Origin of the sequence: Streptomyces sp. NPDC003077 (assembly GCF_040611095.1) — a bacterium.
GTDB lineage: Bacteria > Actinomycetota > Actinomycetes > Streptomycetales > Streptomycetaceae > Streptomyces.
Map to the genome: position 1 here is coordinate 1 of NZ_JBEXNM010000002.1, position 21,425 is coordinate 21,425.

14 protein-coding genes and 4 pseudogenes are annotated in these 21,425 nt (G+C 70.6%); 8 read left to right on the forward strand and 10 right to left on the reverse strand.

The features are described from left to right. The 3 genes and pseudogenes from ABZX96_RS01395 to ABZX96_RS01405 all read right to left on the reverse strand — a co-directional run. Window positions 1-231, reverse strand: a pseudogene (locus ABZX96_RS01395) (barstar family protein); the annotation flags it as partial. Between the two features lie 161 nt (window positions 232-392). Continuing rightward, window positions 393-3,113 carry a preprotein translocase subunit SecA gene (secA, locus tag ABZX96_RS01400; protein WP_355536687.1) on the reverse strand — a complete coding sequence of 907 codons (2,721 nt, stop codon included), beginning with the start codon at window positions 3,111-3,113 and terminating at the stop codon, window positions 393-395. 90 nt (window positions 3,114-3,203) lie between these two features. Further along, window positions 3,204-3,857, reverse strand: a complete 654-nt coding sequence (locus ABZX96_RS01405) for a hypothetical protein (RefSeq protein WP_355535915.1) — start codon at window positions 3,855-3,857, stop codon at window positions 3,204-3,206. Window positions 3,858-4,127: 270 nt separating this feature from the next. On the opposite strand from ABZX96_RS01405, the gene ABZX96_RS01410 reads away from it, so the two are divergent. Next, window positions 4,128-4,703, forward strand: coding sequence for a hypothetical protein (locus ABZX96_RS01410; RefSeq protein WP_355535918.1), 576 nt, complete (start codon window positions 4,128-4,130; stop codon window positions 4,701-4,703). A 131-nt stretch (window positions 4,704-4,834) separates the two neighbouring features. Here ABZX96_RS01410 and ABZX96_RS01415 read toward each other — a convergent pair whose 3' ends face one another. Both ABZX96_RS01415 and ABZX96_RS01420 read right to left on the reverse strand, forming a co-directional pair. Next, the gene (locus ABZX96_RS01415; protein WP_355535921.1) at window positions 4,835-6,454 is read right to left on the reverse strand and encodes a serine/threonine-protein kinase; all 1,620 of its coding nucleotides are present in this window, start codon (window positions 6,452-6,454) and stop codon (window positions 4,835-4,837) included. A 239-nt stretch (window positions 6,455-6,693) separates the two neighbouring features. Next, window positions 6,694-7,356: a helix-turn-helix domain-containing protein gene (locus ABZX96_RS01420; protein ID WP_355535924.1), complete on the reverse strand. Its 663-nt coding sequence runs from the start codon at window positions 7,354-7,356 to the stop codon at window positions 6,694-6,696. 204 nt (window positions 7,357-7,560) lie between these two features. Here ABZX96_RS01420 and ABZX96_RS01425 point away from each other — a divergent pair, with 204 nt between their 5' ends. Further along, a complete protein-coding gene (locus ABZX96_RS01425; RefSeq protein ID WP_355535927.1) occupies window positions 7,561-8,526 on the forward strand; it encodes a zinc-binding dehydrogenase in 966 nt (321 codons plus the stop codon). 251 nt (window positions 8,527-8,777) lie between these two features. Here ABZX96_RS01425 and ABZX96_RS01430 read toward each other — a convergent pair whose 3' ends face one another. Beyond that, window positions 8,778-10,058 (reverse strand): YncE family protein, encoded by a 1,281-nt coding sequence (locus ABZX96_RS01430; RefSeq protein ID WP_355535930.1) that lies wholly within the window; start codon window positions 10,056-10,058, stop codon window positions 8,778-8,780. Window positions 10,059-10,816: 758 nt separating this feature from the next. Between ABZX96_RS01430 and ABZX96_RS01435 the strand changes: the two are divergent. Both ABZX96_RS01435 and ABZX96_RS01440 read left to right on the forward strand, forming a co-directional pair. Then, window positions 10,817-11,074: pseudogene (locus ABZX96_RS01435) on the forward strand (transposase); the annotation flags it as partial. A 110-nt stretch (window positions 11,075-11,184) separates the two neighbouring features. Next, window positions 11,185-11,379 (forward strand): annotated as a pseudogene (locus ABZX96_RS01440) (class I SAM-dependent methyltransferase); the annotation flags it as partial. 602 nt (window positions 11,380-11,981) lie between these two features. Here ABZX96_RS01440 and ABZX96_RS01445 read toward each other — a convergent pair. Further along, the gene (locus ABZX96_RS01445; RefSeq protein WP_355536690.1) at window positions 11,982-12,566 is read right to left on the reverse strand and encodes an EF-Tu/IF-2/RF-3 family GTPase; all 585 of its coding nucleotides are present in this window, start codon (window positions 12,564-12,566) and stop codon (window positions 11,982-11,984) included. A 14-nt stretch (window positions 12,567-12,580) separates the two neighbouring features. Further along, window positions 12,581-13,270: a peptide deformylase gene (gene def / locus ABZX96_RS01450; RefSeq protein ID WP_355535934.1), complete on the reverse strand. Its 690-nt coding sequence runs from the start codon at window positions 13,268-13,270 to the stop codon at window positions 12,581-12,583. 265 nt (window positions 13,271-13,535) lie between these two features. On the opposite strand from def, the gene ABZX96_RS01455 reads away from it, so the two are divergent. Then, a complete protein-coding gene (locus ABZX96_RS01455) occupies window positions 13,536-14,123 on the forward strand; it encodes a helix-turn-helix domain-containing protein (protein ID WP_355535937.1) in 588 nt (195 codons plus the stop codon). Window positions 14,124-14,378: 255 nt separating this feature from the next. Here ABZX96_RS01455 and ABZX96_RS01460 read toward each other — a convergent pair. Next, a pseudogene (locus tag ABZX96_RS01460) lies at window positions 14,379-14,501 on the reverse strand (AraC family transcriptional regulator); the annotation flags it as partial. On the opposite strand from ABZX96_RS01460, the gene ABZX96_RS01465 reads away from it, so the two are divergent. Both ABZX96_RS01465 and ABZX96_RS01470 read left to right on the forward strand, forming a co-directional pair. Next, window positions 14,481-15,512 carry an HD domain-containing protein gene (locus ABZX96_RS01465; RefSeq protein ID WP_355535940.1) on the forward strand — a complete coding sequence of 344 codons (1,032 nt, stop codon included), beginning with the start codon at window positions 14,481-14,483 and terminating at the stop codon, window positions 15,510-15,512. The pseudogene ABZX96_RS01460 and the gene ABZX96_RS01465 overlap by 21 nt on opposite strands. A gap of 234 nt (window positions 15,513-15,746) precedes the next feature. Then, window positions 15,747-16,415 carry a GNAT family protein gene (locus ABZX96_RS01470; RefSeq protein ID WP_355535943.1) on the forward strand — a complete coding sequence of 223 codons (669 nt, stop codon included), beginning with the start codon at window positions 15,747-15,749 and terminating at the stop codon, window positions 16,413-16,415. Window positions 16,416-16,719: 304 nt separating this feature from the next. Here ABZX96_RS01470 and mrdA read toward each other — a convergent pair whose 3' ends face one another. Then, window positions 16,720-18,834: a penicillin-binding protein 2 gene (mrdA, locus tag ABZX96_RS01475; protein WP_355535946.1), complete on the reverse strand. Its 2,115-nt coding sequence runs from the start codon at window positions 18,832-18,834 to the stop codon at window positions 16,720-16,722. Window positions 18,835-19,698: 864 nt separating this feature from the next. Here mrdA and ABZX96_RS01480 point away from each other — a divergent pair. Then, window positions 19,699-21,351: a penicillin-binding transpeptidase domain-containing protein gene (locus tag ABZX96_RS01480; RefSeq protein ID WP_355535949.1), complete on the forward strand. Its 1,653-nt coding sequence runs from the start codon at window positions 19,699-19,701 to the stop codon at window positions 21,349-21,351. Window positions 21,352-21,425: the final 74 nt, after the last annotated feature.

Here is a 21,425-nt window from a genome sequence, read left to right on the forward strand (position 1 = left end):
GCCGGATCTCCGGCTGGCGCGCTGTCTCCGGATAGCCGAGATGCCGGCGCGACACCTGGTGCTCGTGCCACACAACCACATAGTCATCATCCTCGGGATTCCGAAGCCACCGCTGAGGCAGTCGGCGAAGGCGTCGGGATTCCGGCCGAAGTAACCCCCAGGACCGTTGATCGCTTCGCCGATGACTCGCCGGGAGTCTTCCGGCGTTTTGATGTGCCTGCCGTCCGGCACATATGCCGGTGTCACGGAGCGGAGGTTATGCATGCTGCTCCACACTGGTCACTCCGATTCCGGCTGCCTGCTCTCGGCCCGGAAAAGCGCGTTCTCGTCATCGACGCTTACGGCGCAGCCGGGCGTGTGCGCGGCGCGAGTCGGCTTACCGCTTATTCGGCTTACCGCTTATGACGCCGCTTGCGCGCGCCGCCGGTACGGCGCGACCGGCCGGAGGAGGTGCCGGGCGACGGCGCATCGTCGGCGGGCTCGGGAGAAGCCGGGCCGGTCGGTGTGAAGTCCCCCTCGATGACGCCTTCCGCCGTGTCGAGAGTGGGGGCGGTGAAGCGCAGGCCGTCGGCGGGGGCGCGGCGTTCGAGGCCGCCGTCGGCCGGTTGCGCGGCGTCGAGGTGGAAGACGAAGCCGACGGACTCCTCCTTGATGGCGTCCGTCATCGCGCGGTACATGTCGTAGCCCTCGCGTTCGTACTCGATGATCGGTTCCCGGCCGAGGGTGAAGCGCAGCCCGATCCCGTCCCGCAGGTAGTCCATTTCGTAAAGGTGTTCGCGCCATTTGCGGTCGAGAACGGAGAGGACGACCAGGCGTTCCAGGTCGCGCAGGGGCTCGGCGCCGAGTTCCGCCTCGCGTTCGGCGTACCGGGCGTGGATGTCCGCCGTCACCGCCTCGACGAGGTCGTCCGGGGTGAGGTTCGCGCGCTCGCCCGCCTCCTCCTCCAGTTCGGCGATGGTGACGCCGACGGGGTAGAGCTGGCGCAGGGCGCTCCACAGCCGTTCCAGGTTCCATTCCTCGGGGAAGCCCGTGCTCGTCTCCTGCTCGATGTAGGCGCGGACGGTGTCGTCCATGAAGTGCCCGATCTGCTCCTTCAGGTCCTCGCCGGCCAGCACCCGGCGGCGTTCGGCGTAGATGCGCGTGCGCTGGCGGTTGAGGACTTCGTCGAACTTCAGGACGTCCTTACGGGACTCGAAGTGCTGCTGTTCCAGTTGGGACTGGGCAGAAGCGATCGCCCGGGTGACCATTTTGTTCTGGATCGGTACGTCGTCGGGCACGTTCGTCATCGCCATCACGCGCTCGACCACGTTGGCGCGGAACAGCCGCATCAGGTCGTCCTGGAGGCAGAGGTAGAAGCGGGAGGCGCCCGGGTCGCCCTGGCGGCCCGCCCGGCCGCGCAACTGGTTGTCGATGCGCCGCGCCTCGTGCCGTTCGGTGCCGAGCACGTAGAGGCCGCCGAGCTCCGTGACCTCGGCGTGTTCGGCCGCCGTCGCCTTCCCGAACCGGTCGAGCAGCGCCTGGCGTTCCTGCGCGCTCGTGTCCTCGGTGAGCTGGGCGCGCGCCATCTCCTCCGGGTTGCCGCCGAGCATGATGTCGGTGCCGCGGCCCGCCATGTTCGTGGCCACGGTGACCGCTCCCCTGCGGCCGGCCTGGGCGACGATCTGGGCCTCGCGCGAGTGGTTCTTGGCGTTGAGCACTTCGTGGCGGATGCCTTTGCGCGCGAGCAGGTCGGAGAGCAACTCCGACTTCACGACGGAGGTGGTGCCGACGAGCACCGGTTGCCCCACCGCGTGCCGTTCCTCGATGTCCGCCACGATCGCGGCGTACTTCGCCGCCTCGGTGCGGTAGACCCGGTCGGGATCGTCGCGGCGGATCATCGGCCGGTGCGTCGGGATGGGGACGACGTGCAGTTTGTAGATCTGGTGGAACTCGGCCGCCTCGGTCATCGCCGTGCCGGTCATGCCGCCGAGCTTCTCGTAGAGGCGGAAGAAGTTCTGCAGGGTGATGGTGGCCAGGGTCTGGTTCTCGTCCTTGACCGCCACGCCTTCCTTGGCCTCGATCGCCTGGTGCAGGCCCTCGTTGTAGCGGCGCCCGTCGAGGATGCGGCCGGTGTGCTCGTCCACGATGAGCACTTTGTCGTCGATGACGACGTAATCGCGGTCCTTTTTGAAGTGTTCCTTGGCCTTGAGTGCGTTGTTGAGGTGCCCGATCAGCGGAGTGTGATCAGACTCGTACAGGCTCTCTATTCCGAGCTGGTCCTGAAGGTATTCCACCCCCCGGTCCAGGATCGCGACCGTGCGCTTCTTCGGGTCGTACTCGTAGTCGTGCGTGGCGCGCAGCGCGGCGAGCCGGTCCTTGTCGGACGGCTTGGCGAAGTGCTCCTCCTGCACGCTGACGCCCCTCATCCGCTCGACCAGCTTGGCGAACGCGCCGTACCAGTTGGTGGGCTGCTCGGCCGGACCGGAGATGATCAGCGGGGTACGCGCCTCGTCGATGAGGATCGAGTCGGCCTCGTCGACGATCGCGAAGTGGTGCCCGCGCTGCACCAGTTCGTCCTGCGACCAGGCCATGTTGTCGCGCAGGTAGTCGAAACCGAACTCGGTGTTGGTCCCGTACGTGATGTCGCAGGCGTACTGCGCGCGGCGCTCGGCCGGGGTGGACCGCCCCGTGATGACGCCCACGCTCAGCCCCATGAAGCGGTAGACCCGGCCCATCCACGCGGCGTCGCGCTCGGCCAGATAGTCGTTGACCGTGACGAGGTGGACTCCCTTGCCGGTCAGCGCGTTCAGGTACAGGGGCAGGGTGGCGGCCAGGGTCTTGCCCTCGCCCGTCTGCATTTCGGCGACGTTGCCGAGGTGGAGCGCGGCGCCGCCCATGACCTGGACGTCGAAATGGCGCATGCCCAGAGCGCGCCGCGCCGCCTCCCGCATCGCGGCGAACGCCTCGGGCAGCAGATCGTCCAGGCTCTCCCCGGCGGCGTACCGCTCCTTGAACTCCGGGGTGAGGGCCCGCAACTCCTCGTCACCCAGTTCCCGGAAATCCTCCTCCAGGAAATTGACCTGTGCGGCCAGCCGCTTCAGCCTGGCCAGCATCCTGCCTTCTCCGGCCCGCATGATCCGGCCGGTGATGTTGTCGAAACCGATACCGGGCACTGGGATTCCCCCATATTCATACGGCATTCGTACTGCATTCATGCGGCGTATTCACACGGCGTCCGTGAGCATCCGTATCCAGCGATTGGCTCGCTGGAGAATCCGCACGCCCTGCTGATTCGCTGTGATCACCTCACGCAGCACGGGATCCCGCACCACCGCGAGCGCCTGCCCGAAGAGCTGCCCGATGACCGGCCGCTCCCCCGGACGCCCCGCATCCAGCAGCGCGTCGACATCCCGGACGTCGAACCTGCGGACGCGCGGGGTGTCGAACGAGGGGAGCACCGGCCTCGGCACCTCGTCGACCACCGCCAGCGCGCAGTCGTTCAGCAGGACCGCGAGCGCGTCCCGGTGCGCGTCGAAGGCGCGCGGGTCGGCCTCGCGCAGTTCCTCCGCGAGCGGCCACACCTCATTGCGCACGGTCTGTAATGCCGGTGCGAGCTGTGTCGCTTTCAGCTGGCGCTCGGCGTTCTCGCGGGCGCGCTTGAGCAGTGCGGAAATTCGCCGGGTGTTTTCTTTGGTGAGGGTCTGGTGGGTGTTGTTGCTGGGGTTGTAGCCGGTGTTGTCGCTGGTGTTCCGGCTGGTGGGCTGGCTTGTGGTCTGGCTTGTGTTTTCGCTGGTGTCCTGGTGCGCGTTGTCGTTGATTTCACGGTGCGCGTGATCGCTGATTTGACGGTCCGCGTTGTCATTGATGTTCTGGCGCATGTTCGTCCCCGTTCGCCATCGTGTTCATTGTTGACGGACGATTTACGGGCGGCAAGCAGCGGGAGGGCGGTAGGGGCAGGGGTGCGGTTCTGGGGGAAAAGGCAACGAGGGGGGGCAGGGTTGCGGCTTCGTTCGCGGGGCTTGTTCGTCGGAGCTTGTTCGTCAGCGCTTGTTCGTCGGGGCTCCTTCGCCGGGATTCCTTCGCCGGGGCTTTGTCGTCCCCGATCTTTTTCCGTCGAAGTCGTACCCGGTGCCGTGTTGAATGAGCGCATGATTCCAACCCCTGTCACACGACTTCGTCAGGCCGTCTCCCGTACCCAGGAGGCCACCCGCGACCGGACCGCCACGGGGCGGCGCGCGGAGGACGCCGACGATCTGATGGGCACCTTCGCCACGGACGGGGCGCTCGGCTTCGACCCGTTCCCCTTTCTCCGCGCGCTGCACGAGGCCGGTTGCCATGCGGTGGTCGTCGGTCAGGTGGCCGGGATCATGCACGGCTCCACGGAACTGACCGGCGACCTGGACCTCCTGTGGGACGGCACCCCCGCACAGGCCCGAGCCCTGCGCGACGCCCTCGTCCGCGCCGGGTGCGCCGAACCGCCCGCCCTCGACCGCGCCCAGGTCGCGTACCGCGTGACCGGCGCCGACGGAGACCTGTGCACGCCCGCCCTGCCCTGGGGCGGCCTCGACGTCTCGGCCTGCCTGACGCGGGCCGTGCACGCGCACGATCCTTCCGGCTTCACGATCCGTTACGTGGCCCTCGACGACCTCGTCCGTATGCGGCGCGCCATCGGACGCCCGAAGGACCACCGCCGCGCGGACGAACTGGAGCGGCTGCGTCGCTGACGGGCGCGGCGCGTGGGTGGTGGCCGGTCTGCCGATCTGCCGATCTGCCGGTCTGTCTGTCCTCCGGTCTACCTGCCTGCCGGGCGCGCCTCCGTCCGCCTTCCATGAATTGACGCTTCGTCAGGCAGGACCTAGGACTCCCGCCAGACCGTCATGTCCGCCGTCAGGGAGGCGAGCTTCGGCAGCGCGGTCGACTTGACCTGGACCACGAGCAGCGCGATGTCCCCGGAAGGGTGCTTGACGCAGATCTCGCTGCCGGCCGCCACTGCGGCCAGCGGGAGGTTGTGACTTCTGGCACCGGTGAGCATGAGGCGGCAGTCGTCGAGGGAGGCCCCCGGTTTATCGCTGTACAGCGTGACGAACACGCTGGTGTCGCTCTCCAGCTCGCAGCCGGCCATCTTGCAGCCGAAGCGGATGTCCCCCTTGCGGTCCTTGCGGTTGACCGGTTCCTTGATGCTCACCGAATTCGTGTCGTCCAGCATCAGGAGGGTGTACGGGGTGGCTTGCGGCTTCTTGGGCGCGGACGAGGTGGGTTCCGAGGACATCTCCGGCGCCAGGTCGCCGTCCTCCGACGTCGGCACGGACGCGGCGGACGGCCCCGACGCCCCCGGTGCCGCCGACTTGGACGCCGCCGCCCCGGGCGTCGATGACGCGCTCGCCCGCCGGTCGCGTATCCCGTCCACCATGTCGCTGACCGTCCACACCAAGCCGCCCAGCAGCAACGCCCCCGCCGTCACCGCCGCGCCCGTGATCAGCGCGATACGCCGCCGACGCGCCCGCCGCTCGTCCGGCCCCGCCGCCTGCGCTCGTGCGACCAGCGGCAGCGTGTGCACCTGTGTGGGGACGGGGACGGGCGCCGGGACGATCACTTCCGGACCCATGAACTCGCGCCAGACGGCCGGTCCCCCGCCCGCGTCGGCGTCCGGGCCCAGCCGCTGCCGGCACCATTCGATGATCTCCGCCGGGGTGGCCCGCTCCTCCGGGGCGGCGGCCAGGCACCGGGCGATCAGCGGACGGAGTTGCGTGGGCAAACGGGACAGGTCGGGTTCGTCGTGCACGATCCGGTACAGCACGCTGACCGAGGGCCCGTCCCCGTACAACGGCTCGCCCAGCGCCGCGAACGCCGCCGTCTGACCCAGCGCGAAGACGTCGGTGGCCGCGGTGACCTCGCCCGCGGTCGCCTGCTCGGGAGCCATGTACTGAGGGGTGCCGACGGCCGCGCCCGTGACCGTGTGCGAGGTGGTGTCCGAGGCCAGCGAGATGCCGAAGTCGATCACTCGCGGCCCGTCGGCGGCCAGCAGTACGTTGGACGGCTTCAGGTCCCGGTGCACGATGCCCGCCCCGTGGATGGCCTGCAGCGCCTCGGCCACCCCCGCCACCAGCCACAGCACCGCGGGCACCGGCAGGGGCCCGCGCCGGGCGACGGCCTGCGTCAGGGAGGGGCCGGGCACGTACAGGGTGGCCAGCCAGGGCGGCACGCCGTCCGCGTCGGCGTCGATCAGCTCGGCGGTGTACGCACCCCGGACCCGCCGGGCCGCCTCCACCTCCCGGCGGAACCGGCGCCGGAAGTCGGGGTCGTCGGCCAGCTCGGGCCGCACCACCTTGATCGCCACCGGTCGGCCGCCCTGCGTGTGCGACAGGTAGACCCGGCCCATGCCCCCCGCGCCGAGCCGGGCGGCGAGCCGGTAGCCGGCCACCTGGGGCGGGTCGTCCGCCCGCAGTGGCTGGAACACCTGGGACGCGTTGTTCATCGGGCCTCTTCCTGATGCTTACCTGATCAACATATGGTCGATCATTGGGAGAAGCCTATGCGGACCGGTATCAAAGGCCGATGTGGGCATGCGTCGGCGGCGAGCGGGGGGAACCGCGCGAGGACTGGCCGCCCTCTGGGGCGGGACTGGTCACCCTCTGGTGACGGGACTCGCCACCCTCTGGTGACGGGACTGACCGCCCCCTGGTGACAGGACTCGCCACCCTCTGGTGACGGTATCTACGGCGTGCCCGGCGGGTGCGCGAGCCGCAGGCGTGGAGGCGGCGGCAGCGGTGCGGGCGCTTCCGCCTCCGGTACGGCGGGGGTGGCTGGGGCGGTGCGGAATGCATCGATCATGTAGGCGGCGAAGCGGCGGGAGGCCGCGAGCCGGTCGGCGCGCGTCGCGCCCTGGAGGCCCTGGTGGGCCATGAGCATCAGGACCAGGTCGTCGACGACGAAGCCTGGGCGCAGTCGGCCGGTCTTCTGGGCGCGGCGGGCCAGTTCGGCGACCGCGCGCAGCGTCCGCTCCCGGTCGGCGGCGAAGTCCATGGTTTCGGGGAAGGCCGTCATAAAGGCGTCGGCGAACCCCCGGCTGTGGGCGTGGAGCTCGCAGATCCGCTCGATCAGGCTCCGGAGCCCCTGCCATGGGTCCGGGTCCGCGAGGGCGTCGCGGACGATGGCCTGGCAGGCCCGCCGCTGCTCGGCGAAGGTTTCCACGATCAGGGCCCGCTTGGTCGGGAAGTGCCGGTAGAGCGTGGCGGGGCCGACGCCCGCGTGCCGGGCGACTTCTCGCATGGGCGCGCTCAGGCCCTCTTCGCCGAACACCGCGCCGGCCGCGTTCAGGATGCGGTCCCGGTTGTCGCGGGCGTCCGAGCGTACGGAGTGAGGCAATTGGTCGGTCATCGTCTCTCACCTTAGCCAAACGGACGGGTGCGTCCGTTACGGTCCGATGACGGTGACGCCGCCGCCGGGTCCCCCGTCTTGTCAGGTCCCGTCTCGTCAGGGCCCCCGTCCGGTCCGTGACGGTTCGATATTCCGCCTGCGGCCGTCGCAGCCGCGTCCCCGTCCACCGCACCGCACCGCACCGCACCGCACCAAGGAGCCAAGATGAAAGCCGTCGTGATCAGGAAGTTCGGAGACCCCGAGGGTCTGGAGGTCGTCGACGTGCCCGTACCCGTCCCCGCCCCGGGGCAGGTGCGGATCGCCACGGAGGCCATAGGGGTGGGCGGCGTGGACGCCGTGATACGCCGGGGGACGCTCGCCGCGCACGGCTTCCGGGAGGGCCACCTCCTCGGCAGCGAGGTAGCGGGACGCGTCACCGCCGTGGGGGAGGGCGTGGACGCCTCGTGGACGGGGCGTCGGGTGTGGGCGTTCACCGGCCTGTCCGGTGGGTACGCCGAGCAGGCCGTCGCCTCGATCGAGAGCGTCCTCCCGCTGCCCGACGGGCTGACGGGCGCCGACGCGGTGACCCTCGGCAGCTCCGGCGTGGTCGCCCACTTCGCCTTGGAGCGCGCCCGTTTCGCACCCGGCGAGGCGGTGCTCGTACGCGGCGCGGCGGGCAGCATCGGGGTCACGGCGGTCCAGCTCGCGGCCAGAGGCGGCGCGGGCGCGGTGGCGGTCACCACGTCATCGCGGGAGCGTGGCGCCCGCCTGCGGGACCTGGGCGCGACCCATGTCCTGGGCCGTTCCGGAGAAGGCGGCGGCCCGGACGCGCCGACGGGCTTCGACGTGGTGATCGACATCGTGGGGGGTCCCGAGCTGCCCCTCTTCCTGGACCGGCTGAACCCCAACGGGCGGTTCGTGGCCGTCGGAATCGTCGGCGGGCAGCCACCGGCGGACTTCGGCACGCGGCTGCTGGACGCCTTCCGCAAGTCGCTGTCGTTCGCCACCTTCAGCGCCGACACCGTGCCCGAGCCCGACCGGCAGGCCGTCCGCTCGTCCCAGTTCGCCGATGCCGCACACGGGGACCTGCGGACGGTGGTGCACAGCGTGCTGCCGCTGGACCAGGCGGCGACGGCCCACCGGATGATGGACGCGGGCGAGGTGTTCGGCAGGGTGGTGCTGATCCCGTGAGGCGGGCAGCCGACGCCTGACCGCAACCGACCCCCTGAGCCGGACAGCCGACGCCTGACCTGGGCCGAGCAACCGGCCTCCCGAGCCGGGCCAGCCGGCCCCGAGCCGATCGGGAACGGCCCCCGAACGGCCCTGAGCCATCGGAACCGCCGGACCCGCTCGGCCGTGGCCGACGGCCGCCACCGCCCGCCCCCCGCCGTCAGCACCGCCGACGGCCGGAGACGCACGCGGCCCGCCCGGCCACGCCCCCGTTACGCCACAGTCGCGGAACGGCCGTGTCCGCGCCGACCGTGCGAAGCCTCGTCGCCGGGACGTATCCGCGTGAGCCGGTCCTCGCCCGCCGGTCCTGAGCCGGACTTGTCCAGGACGAAGGCGGTACCGGCCCGGGTCACCTGCACGTGGTTGGGCAACGCGCCGGTGGCCACGTTCCTCACCACGGCGCCCGACCGCGCATCGACGACCGACACGTTCCCCGCCAGGCGATTGACGACCAGCACGCGGCCCGAACGCGGTTCGACGGCAAGCGACTTGGCGCCCTCGCCCGTGGGCACGGTCTTGGTGACGGCGCCCTTGCGCAGGTCGACGATCGACACGCTGCCCGTGCTCTGGTTGGCGGTGTAGGCGGTGCGGCCGTCGGCGGAGAGCGCGATCGAGAGCGGCCCTTCGCCGGTGGGGATCAGGCGCGGGGTGCGGGAGCCAGGGGTGACCTCGATGATCCGGTTGTGGGTGAAGTCGGCGGCGTAGACCTTGCCGGTCCGCTCGTTCACCGCCAGCCCCGTCGGGCCGCTCCCCTCAACGGTGACGCGCTCGACCTCCTCGTAGGTGCGGCTGTCGTACGCGACGACGGCGCCGTCACCGAAGGCGGTGGTCCACACCCGGTCGCGCTTCTCGTCCACGACGATCTCGCGGGCGTGCCGCACGTTGGGGCGGGTCGCGAGGTGCGCACCGGTCTTCTGGCTGTAGACGGCGATGGAGTCGTTGCGGGTGTTGGTGACCCAGACGGTGTTGTGCTCGTCGTCGACGTCGATGCCGTAGACGGCCTCGATGGCGCCGGTGCCGTCGAGGGGCGGCGTGTACGTCGCCTTCACCTTGAGCGTGCGGGGGTCGACCTTCACCAGGCGGGACGCGGTGACCGGGGCCGGGGGCTGGCCCACGGAGGCGGTGGCCCACAGCACGCCGTTCCGCTCGGAGTACGCGGACTGGTAGAGGCCCGGCACGAGCGGCACGGAGGTGACGGGCACGGGGGATGACGCGGTGCCGGTGGGCCGGGTGGTGCCGGTGTGCGGAGTGGTGCCGGTGTGTGGGGTGACGCTGGTGTACGGGGTGTTGGTGTGCATGGTGGTGGTATCCGCAATCTCGGTGCGCACCGTGTCGATGTGCACGGAACCGGCGTGCGCGGTGCCGACGTGCGCGGTCGCGGAACCGGCGGTCGCGGAACCTGCGTGCGCGACCGCGGTGCCGCTCAGCAAGAGGGTGCTGCTTGCCGCGAGCGCCACGGCGCGTGCGGCGACGCGGCGGTTGAGCGAGGACATGGTGTGCTGGTCTCCCTAAAAGGTGCGCCTCTGACGAGGAGCCCGCGGAAGCAGGGCGCGGGTCCGGTCCGGCCGCGTCCTTCCGTCCACGGTCGGTACGACTGCCGAGGCTTCATGGCACGAGCGGGAGTGAGCGCCACATGGCACGCTTCAGCAACACGGGTCCCTTTCATGGCTCCCCACCCCAGGTAAAACTTAGGTAAGCCTAAGGTTATGCTCACTCAGGGAGCAAGCAGGTCACAGCGGCTGCGGCCCGCAGCCCCCCTTCCCTCACCTCGCTCTCATGAGGCTCAGCGCAGGAGCCGTCCAGGGACCGCATCTGCGTGAGCACTGGCTCCTGCGGTGATGACGTTTCCTGCGGTGATGACGTTTTCCGCACGCCATGAGCACTGCCCGTGGGTGCGGATCATGAGCAGAACGTCCCTCAGGGCCGCCATCGGTGGTCGCTCTGCGTAACGCCTGCCGTCTTCGGCCTACCTCCGGTAGGGCAACGAGGTTGTGCGGGTGGTGCGTTGTGAACGAGTTCTCCGTCACCGTGCTGGAGGAGCTCGCCGACTACCCGCTGCCGTTCCCGGCCGCGCGGTGGCGGGTCAACCATTCGGGTGGATGAGCCGGAGCCCGCCGAGCGGACCGCGCTCGGCCAGGGGGTGAAGTACGGCGCGGCCGGGGCTGCACCCCTGCCGGCAGACGAGGACCACAGCGAGGGCAACACCCCGACCGTGCTCGGGGATTCCGCCCACAGCACCGGTGCCCTGCGCGAACAGCTCACCACCGCCCGCACCCAGACCGCCACCGATACCGCCTGGCAGGACGAGTACCGCCGCTGGCGACCCCCGGTCGAACGCGCCATCGCCGGACTCGTCGACCGTGGCCACCGGCGAGTCCGCTACCGAGGCGTAATCGCCGACAACGTAGCGCTCCACCGCCGTGCCGCCACCCTCAACCTTCGCCGGCTGATCAACCTCGGACTCACTCGCACCCACGGCACCTGGACCCTCGCCCCGGCTACGCCCTGACGAAAGGGGGCCGCCCGACCTACGACCGGGCGGCCCCCTCAACAAGGTTCTCAGCAGCCTTTTCGGCTGGCGCGGTGACCGGTGAACAGGAGTGGGTGCAGCCGTCGGGTGTGTGGGCCACGGCGGTGGGGGTGGCCCGGGTGCGGGCGCTGGAGACCGAGCGGGCGGACGCGCTGTTCCGCGACCCACTGGCACAGGCCTTCGCCACCGCCGGCGGCCTGTGGTCCTCCTCGCCGCCGCTGCCCGGTGACGCGGTCGCGCGACGCCGCCGACCGGCCGTCCCGTACTCCATCGTCATCAGGACCTCGGCCGTCTCCACCCAGCGCTGATCCGCCCGCTCCACCACGCTGCGTACGGGACGGTCGGCCGCGGGCCCGGCCGGGCCCGACTTCTTGGACGTCGCCGTCCACCGGCGGATCGTGCTGCCCCCGACGCCGAGCTCGGCGGCCTTGACGGCGTAGCGGTGCGGCAATGGCTTGCCGGGGGCGAAGTCTGCCCGCGGCTCACCAACGAGTGCCGGCGCAGCATCACCGAGCCGGTATCCGGTCAGGACCTCCTGGAGGTGCCGGACCTTCACGGTCAGCTCGTCGTCCTCCTCGTCGGCCAGGCCGCTCAGCAGGGCTGCGGCAGCCATCGCTTCCTCCGGGGTCGGCTCCAGGATCTCGGTGGTGGGATGGGCGAGCGATACGGAGATGTCGACCTGCCGCAGCTTCGGCGGCCCGGCCGACGCCGACTGGCGCAGGAGAATCCGTCGCCCCTCGATCTCCGCGACGGTGAACTGCTCACCGTCGAAACCGATGGGCAGACCTGGCCGCGGCGTCGTCGTCCACTGGTTCGTCCACGCCTCCGCAGAACGCGCTCTCCCGACGGAAATGCTCGATCGATGCTCATGGTCACGCGGAAATGCTCACGAAACCGCGGAACCTAGAAGTCGCGTCACGACCCCCGAACCGGCCGCACGGTTGCGGTGCCGGAAAGCGAAGGACCGGCCTTCCTCAAGGGCGACGGGCTGTTCGAGCCTGACCGTCACCACGCCCTTGTGCAACGGCCGCAACACGTCCGTTTCCCGGGGCAGCGTCACCACGCCCGATACGCCGGCGGCGAGAAGATGGAACTGGAAGCGCTCGCCGGTGCGCACTTCGGTGGCGCCCTGTTCCTCGGACAGCAGCGCGATGTCCGCCTCGAAGCCGATGTGCGCGTGGATCGAACCGGGCGCGGCGAGCACCTGCCCCCGCTCCACCGCGCCCGTCGCCGCGCCGGGGAGCAACAGCCCCACGTTCATGCCCGCGCTCGCTTCGTCGATATGCCGGTGGTCCGCCTCGATGTCCCGAACGGGGACGATCGCGTCACCGCCGAGACCGACGAGCCGCACCTCGTCACCCTTGCGAACCCGGCCGCGTTCGACCCGGCCCGCCACCATGACCACCCGGCCCTGATTCCGGTGGAAGACATCCTCCACGCACATCAGGAACGGCTTCTCCGCCGCGTTCACGGAGTTCTCCTTCATCACCGGCCCCGAACAGGGGGCTCGCCGTCCCGGCCCAGACGGGCCGCCTTGGCCTCGCGCAGTGCGAAGACCTCCTCGCGCCGGTCTGCCATCTGCCGCAGCGCGTCCTTGCGGTCCCGCGTGGACAGCCGGTCGAGATACGTCCGGCCGAAGAGGTGGTCGGTCTCGTGCTGGAGGCAGCGGGCGAAGTACCCCGTTCCTTCGATGGTGAGCGGGTTGCCGTCCTTGTCGAAGCCGTGGACGACGGCGCGATCCGTACGGGGGACGGTCATGGCGGCGCCGGGCACGGACAGGCAGCCCTCGAATTCGTCGATGAGCCGGCGGCTGCCCGGCTCGGGCAGTTCCAGGACCGGGTTGAGGATGTGGCCGACGTGCCGGACCCCGTGGTCGTCCGGGCAGTCGTACACGAACAGCCGCAGATCGACGCCCACTTGGTTGGCGGCCAGCCCGGCGCCGTCGGCCACGTGCATCGTCAGGAACATGTCGTCGATCAACGCCGACAGCTCCGGCGTCCCGAACTCGGTCACCTCTCGGCAGGGACGGCTCAGGACCTCCTCCCCCACCACCGTGATCCTGCGCACCGCGCCCCGTTCCGCCTCCGGCGACAGAGCGGGATACGAGTCGACGGGGCGGCCCTGCACCCGGATCCGCCGGTCCTCGGGACGGGACCGGTCGTGAGAAACGGACATCGGGGTTTCCCTTTCTATGTATGTCTGCAACACGTCTGCACGCTTCTGCGCACGACTGCATGCTTCTGCACGTCTCTGCACACGCCTGCACGTACCTGCACACGCGTGCACATCTCTGCGCACGCCCGTACGCCGCGTGCCACGCCGCGCGCACGCCGCACACCACCACCGCGACCTCGTCCGCGCCCTCGTCCGCGTCCGCGTCCTGACGATTCCGCGCGAGGCCCGCTTGCCAAGCGCTTTGCAAAGTAGCAGACTTTGCAAAGTGACTGAAGACGACCTCACCTCCCAGCCCGGCGGCCAGCCCCGTCACACCGGCGAAGAACTGCGCGAACACGAGGTCCGCACCGCCCTGCTCGATCTGCTGGCCGAAGTCGGCACCGTCACGGCCACCGAAGCCGCCGCCCGGCTGGGCTACAGCTCGGGGCTCTGCTCGTTCCACCTCCGGCAACTCGCGCGCCACGGACACATCGAGGAGGCCCCTCACCACGGGGGACGCGCCCGCCCCTGGCGCCTGCGGCAGCCCGACCCCACCCCCGAGACACCCGCACCCGCGCAGGAACAGTTCGGCGACCTGGCCCGGGGGTTGGAGGACGAGAGCTGGCAGCGCTGGCTCGCCCAACGCGACCAGGCGCCGACCGAGTGGCGCCACGACGAAGCCTTCAGCGCCGTCGCCTACCTGACGCCGGACGAGATGAGCCGGGTCGCGGACACCATCCGACGGGCGCTCGCCCCCTACCGGGACCGCGAGCAGCGCCCGCTGGCCCGGCCCGACGACGCCCGGCCGGTGGCCCTCATCACCCGGCTGTTCCCCCTGCTGCCCTACGCGGGGGACGAATCCGATCACGCGTGAGAGGACGAGGAGGACGATCACACGTAAGAGGACGAGGAGGAAGAGGACGAGGACGAGGACGGCGCGGCGGGGACCGGGGCTGCCGGCCCTTACCGAGCGGTCGGGTTCGCCGCCTCGGCAGTTCTGCCCAGTTGGCCCGGGCCGATCCCGCGCATGCGCTTGAACGCCACGCTGAAGGCGAAGGCGTTGGTGTAGCCGGTAGCCGACCTTGCGGGCGGCGGTGGAGATGGTCATGCCGGGTTGCCGGAGCAGGTCCGCGGCGAGGTCCATGCGCCGGCCCGTCAGGTAGGTCATGGGCGGCGTCCCCACCATGGCGGTGAACCGGCGCGACGCGAGCGACGGACTACAGTTCCCCGGATGAGCAGCCGCGATGACCATGAAGGGCCAGGCGGGAGCCCCGTCCCGACCAATGTGCTGGGCCTGGGGGAGGTGTTCACCGATCCCCTGTGGCGGATCAGCGTCCGCCTGACGCCCGTCGAAGTCGACCTGTTGCGCACCGAGCCGCTGCGGCGCCTGCACTTCGTCGCGCACGGCGGCGCCTCGTCGCTCAGCACCCTGCAGTCGTACTCCCGGCTGGAGCACACCCTCGGGGTCTTCTCCCTGGTCGCGCACTTCCGCCCGGAGGACCAACCGTTGCGGGTCGCGGCTCTGGTGCACGACATCGGTCACCTGCCGCTCAGCCACACCTTCGAAGGCGTCGGCGGCCTCGACCACCACTCCATCGGCCTCCGGCTGCTGCGGGCCGACCCGGTCCGTGCCGTGCTGCGCGAGCACGGGACGAGTGCCGAGGCCGCCGTCGCCGTCCTCGGCGGGCAGCCGCCCTCGGCGCTGACCGGGCGGGCCGGTCTGCTCAACCTCGACCACCTCGATTCGTACGTGCGCAGCGGGCGCGCCGCCGGGCGGCTCGGCACCGATCCGGCCGCCTTGCTGGACCGGCTCGTCCTCAAGGACGGCGCGGTCTCCGCCGATCGCGAGGCGGCGGGGACGCTGATCGGTCTGGTCCGGGCGGAAGCACGGCTGCACACGTCGTGGGACAACGTGGGTCCGGTCTCGGTGGTCCGGCGCCTGGCGCAGCGGCTCCTGGACCATGGGGAGGCGACTCCCGACGAGCTCGCGCGGATGACCGATCCGCAGCTGTGGTCCGCGTTCGACTCCTGCGAGAGCACGCGTGCGGAGAGCGCCCGGCTCCGGTACGAGCCGCACCGCCTGAAGGTCGCGCCCGGCAGCGCGCCGGGGTCCCCCGCCGCGTGGGACTTCTCGCTGCGCAAGATCTACCGGTCCGCCCCGTTGGTGGACGGGCAGCGGCTGGAGGCGTCCGCGCCCGAGCTGGCCGCGGAGTTGGACGCTCTCGGACGGCTGCCCACCACGTATCGCGTCTGGTGGGACTGAGCACCCCAGCGCGTACGGACGACCATCCGCAGCGAGCACGGACGACCATCCGCAGCGAGCACGGGCAACCATCCGCAGCGAGTACGGGCAACCATCCGCCCCCGCCTATGTGACGAACCCCGCTCCGTGCAAATTCGCGCGACACGATCGCGCCGCCTCTGGAACGCTGCACTCTTGGGCCCGTGGTCTAGACCTTCGGCCCGGGTATCACCAACCGCGCTGGAGTGTGGATCGATGGGTTTCACGTTGGAGGGGCCGGTTCTGGAGGGCGCGCTCGTGCGTCTGGAGCCGTTGGAACATCGTCACGCGGCCGACCTGGCCGTGGCGGCCGAGGAGGACCGGAGCTCGTACCGGTTCACGTGGGTGCCGACGGCGGCCGAGGCCGAGGAGTACGTCGACGCGCAACTCGCGCGGGCCGCCGCCGGGAAGATGGCTCCTTACGCGCAGGTGGACCGGGCGACGGGGCGGGCGGTCGGCGCCACCTCCTACTGGGACCCGCGACTGTGGCCCGAAGGCGACCGTCTGCGCGCGATCGAGGTCGGCTTCACCTGGCTCGCGGCGTCCGCCCAGGGCACGGGGGTGAACACCGAGGCCAAGTACCTGCTGTTCCGGCACGCCTTCGAGAACTGGGACGTGGCCCGGCTCGACCTGAAGACCGACGCCCGCAACGGCCGTTCACGGGCCGCGATCGAGGGCGTGGGCGCCCGGTTCGAGGGCGTGCTGCGGAACTGGTCCCAGTCGTGGGCACCGGGCGAGGACGGGCGGCTCCGCGACTCCGCGATCTTCTCGATCACCGCGGCGGAGTGGCCCCACTGCCGGGCCGCGCTCGAAGAGCGAATGGGCCGGGACCTCGAACGGCGTCGGGGGCGGCAACGGGAAGCGGGGCTGCTTGCTCAGGGCTGAGCAAGCAGCGGGGTTGCTTGCTCAGAGCTGGGCAGGAAGCAGGGCTGCTTGCTCAGAGCTGGGCAAGAAGCGGGGTTGCTTGCTCAGAGCTGGGCAAGAAGCGGGGTTGCTTGCTCAGAGCTGGGCAAGAAGCGGGGCTGCTTGCTCGGGGCTGAACGGAAAGCGGGTCTTCTCGCTCGAAACCGAACGGGAACGCCCTCGCCGGTCCCTGGCGCACATGCCACGCTCCGGCAGCCGCCGACCGCCGGAGCCATCACCCACCTCCTCAGTCCCCTTCAGTCCCCTTCAGTCCCTCCTCAGCCCCTCAATCCCCCCTAGCCCTCCCACCCACAGGCGGCGCGCCGATCGAGCCATCCGGTTTGATCCTCGGAAGCGCCTTCTGCGGGGCGGGAAGCAGCGCCTTGTCCGGATCGATGCTGCCGTCCGGTGAGACGCCGTACAGGGCGTTGTAGATGTTGCGGACGGCGGGGGCCGAGGCGCCGGAGCCCGTGCCGCCTTGGGAGATCGTCATGACGACCGCGTAGTCCTTGGTGTAGGTGGCGAACCACGAGGTGGTCTGTTTGCCGTAGACCTCGGCGGTGCTGGTCTTGGCGTGCAGCGGGATCCTGTCCTGGGGCCAGCCCTGGAAGCGCCAGTCGGCGGAGCCGCGGGTGATGACGCCGGCGAGCGCTTCGTCGACGGCGTCGCGGGTGGCCTTCGTCATGGGGAGCCTGCCGTGTGTCCTGGGCTTGATCTCCTGGACCTTGCGGCCGTCGGCGCTGACGATCGCCTTGCCGACGGTGGGGGTGTGCACGGTTCCGCCGTTGGAGATCGCCGCGTAGATCGCGGCCATCTGGAGCGGGGTGACGAGGGTGTCGCCCTGGCCGATGGAGTAGTTGACGGCGTCGCCGGCGCGCAGCAGGTTCCCTTCGTGGCAGTTCTCGTAGGCGACGCGTTCGGCGTATGTGCCGTTCCGTTTCCCGGTCTCGCACCAGGCGTCCTTGTTGGCCTCCCAGTAGCGCTGCTTCCAGGCGCGGTCGGGGACGCGGCCGGCGGCCTCGTCGGGCAGGTCGACGCCGGTCGGCTTGCCCAGGCCGAACTGGTGGGCCGTCTTGTAGAACCAGTCCCGCGGCTTGGCGCGCGGGCGGAGGCCGCCGTCCTTGCGCCACTCCTCGTGGGCGAGCCGGTAGTAGACCGTGTCGCAGGAGACCTCCAGCGCCCGGCCGAGCGAGATGGGGCCGTGCTCCTCCGACTCGAAGTTGGTGAAGGTCCGGTCGCCGATGCTGTACGAGCTGGAGCAGTTGTAGGGGCCTTGGAAGGAGTGGCCCGCGTTGACCGCGGCGGTCGTGGAGACAACCTTGAAGATGGAGCCGGGGGCCGCCAGGCCCTGGACCGCGCGGTTCAGGAGCGGGTGGTGGGACTTCTCGTCGGTGAGCCGGGCGTAGTCCTTGGCGGAGATGCCGCCGACCCAGGCGTTCGGGTCGTACGCGGGGTTGGACGCCATGGCGACGATCCGTCCCGTTTTGGCCTCCAGGACCACGACGGCGCCCGCGTCCGCCTCGTAGTTGCGGCGGGTGTTGCGGTCCCACTGCTTGCGGGCGGCCTTCATCGCCTCGTTCAGCTCGTACTCGGCGACGCGCTGGACCCGGGCGTCGAGGGAGGTGACGAGGTGGGAGCCGGGGCGCGGCGGGTCGCTCGGTGCCCGGCCGATGACGCGGCCGAGGTTGTCGACCTCGTAGCGGGTGACGCCGGCCCGGCCGCGCAGGTACGCGTCGTATTGGCGCTCCAGGCCCGAGCGGCCGACCTGGTCGGAGCGCAGCAGCGGCGCGTCGGTGTCCTTCGCCCGCTGGACCTCGGCGTCGGTGACGGGTGAGAGGTAGCCGAGCACCTGGGCCGTGTTGGCCTTCCCCGGTGCGGGGTAGCGGCGGACGGCGGTGGGTTCGGCGGTGATGCCGGGGAAGTCCTCGGCGCGTTCGCGGATCTGGAGGGCCTGTTCGGTGGTGGCCTCGTCGGTGATGGGGATCGGCTGGTAGGGCGAACCGTTCCAGCAGGGCCGCGGCGTCTTCGCGTCGCACAGGCGGACCTTGGCCCTGATGTCCTCGGGCCGCTTGCCCAGGACCCCGGCCAGCCGGGTGAGGACCGCTCTGCCGTCGTCGGGCATCTTCAGCAGCTCGGTGCGCGAGGCGGTCACCACCAGGCGGGTCTCGTTGTCGGCGAGCGGCATGCCCCGCGCGTCGAGGACGGAGCCGCGCACGGCCGGCTGGACGACCCGCTGCACGTGGTTGCCCGAAGCCTCTCTCGCGTAGGCGTCGCCGTTGCGTATCTGGAGGTCCCACAGCCGGCCGCCGAGCGTGAGGAGCAGCGAGAAGACCAGGATCTGCACGACGATCAGCCGACGCCGGCCCCGGGGGGATTTGCCCGTCTCCGGAATGTTCGACACGCGGACCGAGCCTAAGTGAGGGGCGGATTCCGACGAAGCCGGTATTCGGTCACTTTCGATCACCCTGTACGCGTCAATTGGCCGATGAGTGCCGCCTGCTGACGGGACATCAGGAGCGGCTGACGACCGCGGCTCCGTGCGGCGGCCTCCGCGCGGGGCGGGGCGCCTCGGTGGCCGTCGGCCGCGGGGGCGGCGTCGTCGCACGTGGCGGGCGGCTCGTCCGCGTCGGCGGGAGTGCGGTGCGGACGGTGCTCCGCACCCGTGTCGCGTCCTTCGGAGCCGGGCGCCGGGGCGGGAGAGGGCCGGGCGTCCGGGTCGCCGGATTCCGCCGGACGTAGCGGTCCGTGTGTGCCCGGTGCCGCTACGGGATCAAGCCGCGTGGCCGAATCGGATGGCCTCGGTGGCGACCGGCGGGATGATGGGGCGCCTTGGGCGGCGCCCACGGGGAACACGGCGCGAACGAGGTGCTCCCGGGCCGGGAACACGGCGCAAACGAGGTGTTCTCCGGCCGGGACGACGAGTGGTCCGGCCGACTGACTTGGTGACTCGGCGTACGTGGCGCCGTGCTCGTTCCGGCCAGTTCACCCCGGGGCGATACCGCCAGACCGGACGGTTTCTTTACAGAGGTCTAGCCCAATCGTGGACACGGGTGACCGGTATGTAGCACGTGATCCCAGATGACGGTCCGGTTTCTCAGATACTGGGCTGACGCTGTCTCATCCCTGACCACTTGATGCCCCTTTGAGTGCGACTGCGGCCACTTCCCCGCCCTCATCTCCTGACCCGTTTCTTTCACCCGGGGCCGTGTCCTGAAGGCGACAGGTGTTCGACGACGGAAGCGGAAGGACACCTAACCTGTGGCTCATGACGCATTCCCGCAGCCATGGCGATTTCGCGCCGCCCCGCAGGCGCCGCTCCCGCGGCCGGACGATCGCGGCGACGGTCGCCGCGCTGGCCGTCACGGCAGGGGCCGGCTACTGGGGGTACTCCACCCTGATCGCCGGTGACGGCGCGGACGATCCCCAGGTGGTGAACGCGACGAAGGAACTGCGGAAGTTCCTCGACGCCTGGCAGGCGGGCGACGGCAAGCGGGCCGGTCGGCTGACCGACACCCCCGCCAACGCCGAATCGCTGATCACGTCCGTCATGACGAACCTCAAGCCGTCCAAGACCGAGATCACCACCGGAGACGGGAAGAAGACGGAAGCGGAAGGGGAAGTGGAGGTTCCGTTCACGGTGAAGATGGCGCTCCCGGGAGCGGGGAACTACACCTGGGAGTCGAAGGCGAAGGTCCGCGAGAACGACGACCGGTGGAAGGTCGAGTTCCGTACCGAGATGGTGCACCCCCGGATGGTTCCGGGACAGACCCTGGCCCTGAAGTCGCACGAGCGGGCCGCCATCCTCGACGCCAAGGGCGGGGAGCTCCAGGCGACCTCCCTCATCGGCGTCGTCGACACCGCCACGGGCAAGGGCACGTCCGGTCTCCAGGCCCGTTACGACCGGCAGCTCACGGGCGGCGACGGCGCGGCGAAATCGGTCGTCGTCGTGGACCGCCAGTCGGGCGCGGTCGTCAAGCAGCTCACGGGCGGGGCGGCCAAGGGCAAGCCGGTGCGCACGACCATCAACCCGCGGGTCCAGCAGGCCGCCGCGGACGCCCTGAGCGAGGTGAAGAAGAACGCCGCGATCGTGGCCGTCGATCCCTCGACGGGCAACATCCTGGCCGCCGCCAACAAGCCGGCGGGCCTGAACCGTGCGCTGGAGGGCCGCTACCCGCCCGGCTCGACCTTCAAGGTGGTGACCGCCGCGGCCCTGCTCAAGAAGGGCATGAAGCCCACGGACCCGGCGGAGTGCCCCAAGTTCGCCTACGTCGACGGCCAGCGCTTCGAGAACCAGGACCAGTTCGTCCTGCCCGCCGACTCCACGTTCCGGGACAACTTCGCGCACTCCTGCAACACCTTCTTCGTCAACTCGCGCGGACGGCTGTCCAACACGGACCTCCACGACACGGCGGCGGCGTTCGGCGTCGGCGGCACCTGGGACGTGGGCGCGGTGACGTACGACGGCGACGTCCCGGTCGCGACGAGCGACAACGACAAGGCCGCCTCCACCATCGGACAGGCCAGGGTGCAGGCGTCGCCGCTGGTCATGGCGTCGATAGCGGCCACGGTGAAGGAAGGCACGTTCAAGCAGCCCGTGCTGGTGCCCGAGGCGGTGAAGAAGCGGCACCAGGCCACGGCCCGGCTGGACACCGGCGTCGTCGAGTCGTTGCGGACCATGATGCGCGCGACCGTCACCGAGGGCGCGGGCAAGGCCCTGAGGGGCCTGCCCGGCGCGCCGCACGCCAAGACGGGCACGGCCGAGTTCGGCACCGAGACGCCGCCCCGCACGCACGCCTGGATGATCGGCTACCAGGGCGACCGCAACCTCGCCTGGTCGGTGCTGCTGGAGGACGGCGGTTCGGGCGGCTCCGACGCCGGACCGGTCGCCGCGAAGTTCCTCAGGAACCTGACGAGGTGATGCCCGAACGCTCCTGACGGTGGGGGCCGGCGTCCCGGCCCCCCTGGACCGAGAAGTGGTACGGGGGAGTACCG

Excerpts from the sequence above, each read along its gene's own strand:
- ABZX96_RS01430 (WP_355535930.1), bottom strand. The coding sequence starts at position 10,058 with ATGTCCTCGCTCAACCGCCGCGTCGCCGCACGCGCCGTGGCGCTCGCG.
- ABZX96_RS01405 (WP_355535915.1), bottom strand. The coding sequence starts at position 3,857 with ATGCGCCAGAACATCAATGACAACGCGGACCGTCAAATCAGCGATCAC.
- ABZX96_RS01470 (WP_355535943.1), top strand. The coding sequence starts at position 15,747 with ATGGGTTTCACGTTGGAGGGGCCGGTTCTGGAGGGCGCGCTCGTGCGT.
- ABZX96_RS01420 (WP_355535924.1), bottom strand. The coding sequence starts at position 7,356 with ATGACCGACCAATTGCCTCACTCCGTACGCTCGGACGCCCGCGACAAC.
- secA (WP_355536687.1), bottom strand. The coding sequence starts at position 3,113 with ATGCGGGCCGGAGAAGGCAGGATGCTGGCCAGGCTGAAGCGGCTGGCC.
- ABZX96_RS01480 (WP_355535949.1), top strand. The coding sequence starts at position 19,699 with ATGACGCATTCCCGCAGCCATGGCGATTTCGCGCCGCCCCGCAGGCGC.
- ABZX96_RS01410 (WP_355535918.1), top strand. The coding sequence starts at position 4,128 with ATGATTCCAACCCCTGTCACACGACTTCGTCAGGCCGTCTCCCGTACC.
- def (WP_355535934.1), bottom strand. The coding sequence starts at position 13,270 with ATGTCCGTTTCTCACGACCGGTCCCGTCCCGAGGACCGGCGGATCCGG.
- ABZX96_RS01465 (WP_355535940.1), top strand. The coding sequence starts at position 14,481 with ATGAGCAGCCGCGATGACCATGAAGGGCCAGGCGGGAGCCCCGTCCCG.
- ABZX96_RS01415 (WP_355535921.1), bottom strand. The coding sequence starts at position 6,454 with ATGAACAACGCGTCCCAGGTGTTCCAGCCACTGCGGGCGGACGACCCG.
- ABZX96_RS01425 (WP_355535927.1), top strand. The coding sequence starts at position 7,561 with ATGAAAGCCGTCGTGATCAGGAAGTTCGGAGACCCCGAGGGTCTGGAG.